Here is a 1,502-nt window from a genome sequence, read left to right on the forward strand (position 1 = left end):
CATTCGGCGCATTGCCTACGATACGGGCAAGCCCCGAGGGGCCGCCGATCGGGCGCCTCCGGATGGCCGTCTGCCCCTGCCCCGTAGAGGGCCCGGGGGGTGTTGCCACCGGGGGCGCTCGCCGCTCCGGACGACTGATAGGAAACTGCCGGGCGCAAGCGCCACGGCCAGGTAATGTGGGTGTCGCGGGGAGGGGTTCCGATCGGCCTACCGATTGGAGGATACCACCGTGGCACCAATTAGAATGCCGGAAGCCGTCATCGGGCTCGATGTCGGGAAATCGTCCCACTGGGCATGCGTCGCGACTCGAGATGGCGAGGTGCTGTTGAGCGCCCCCGTCGCGAACAGGGAGGACGACCTGGACTCGCTGTTCGGCCGCTTCCCCGATGCGCTCGTGGTCGTCGACCAGTCGCGCAACATAGGCGCCCTCGCGCTCGCCCGCGCCAGGGCGGCCGGGATGTCGGCGGCGTACCTGCCGGGACTCGCGGCGCACGGGGCCGCCAGGCTCTTCGCCGGCGACGCCAAGACCGACGAGCGAGACGCGATGGTCATCGCGAAGACGGCGCTTGGCATCCCCGACGCGCTCCTGCCGGTCGGAGACCCAGGTCCGACGATTGCGGCGGCGAGGGCGCTGGCCGCCCAGAGGAACTTCCTGACCTGCGAGAACACTAGGAATAAGAACCGGCTGCGCAGCATCCTGCTGGAATCGTGCCCCGCCTTCGAGGCGCTGGTCGACCTGTCCGACGGGCCCCAGCTGAGGCTCATGGCATCCCTCGGCGGGGCCTGGTCGGTAGCCGACGCCGGGCCCCGCAGGGCGGCGGCGCTCACGCGTGGGGCGGCGCGCGGTAAGATCGAGGCCCTCGTCCGCTCGACAACCTCCTCGACAAGGCCGGATGCGTCGGTCGTCGCCGCCGAGGACCGGGCGGTGAAACTGCTCGCGCGCAGGATATCCGAGAACTCGGCGGAGATCGAGGCGATCACGGCGGAGATCTCCGCCCTGCTCGAGGGCGACGATACCTACCGATGCCTCCTGACGGTGCCGGGCATCGGGCCCAAAACCGCTTCCGAGCTTGCGATCTCCATCGACATCGAAGACTTCCCCAGTCACGACAGGCTCGCGTCGTACTGCGGCCTGGCGCCGCGCAACCGCCAGTCGGGAACCTCGATCTCCTCGGTGACGGCATCGCGCCAAGGCAACAAGAGGCTGAAGAACCTGCTCATATTCTCATGTAACTGCCTTACCCGGACAGAGGGGAGATGGGGCGACTACTACACCAGGTGCCGGGAGCGGGGCATGTCGCACGGCAAGGCGCTCAAGGCGCTGGCGCGAAAGAGACTGAAGGTCATCTACGCGGTCATGCGAGACAGGGTGCCTTACGCAGCCTAGCCGAAACGCACCGAGCAGACTGAAGCCCACCGGCCTAATGGCTTGGCGTCAGCATGCCGCGATTCGGTCGCACGGAGAGCATTTCCCAATTGACAAAACTATAGGAACACCCCCC

At 67.5% G+C, this 1,502-nt stretch carries 1 protein-coding gene; it reads left to right on the forward strand.

The window, feature by feature from the left end:
• Positions 1-229: 229 nt before the first annotated feature.
• Positions 230-1,387 carry an IS110 family RNA-guided transposase gene (locus ABCP74_RS09395; RefSeq protein ID WP_343001678.1) on the forward strand — a complete coding sequence of 386 codons (1,158 nt, stop codon included), beginning with the start codon at positions 230-232 and terminating at the stop codon, positions 1,385-1,387.
• The last annotated feature ends 115 nt before the right edge of the window (positions 1,388-1,502 follow it).

Origin of the sequence: Collinsella aerofaciens, assembly GCF_039062315.1 — a bacterium.
Classification (GTDB): Bacteria; Actinomycetota; Coriobacteriia; order Coriobacteriales; family Coriobacteriaceae; genus Collinsella; species Collinsella aerofaciens_BG.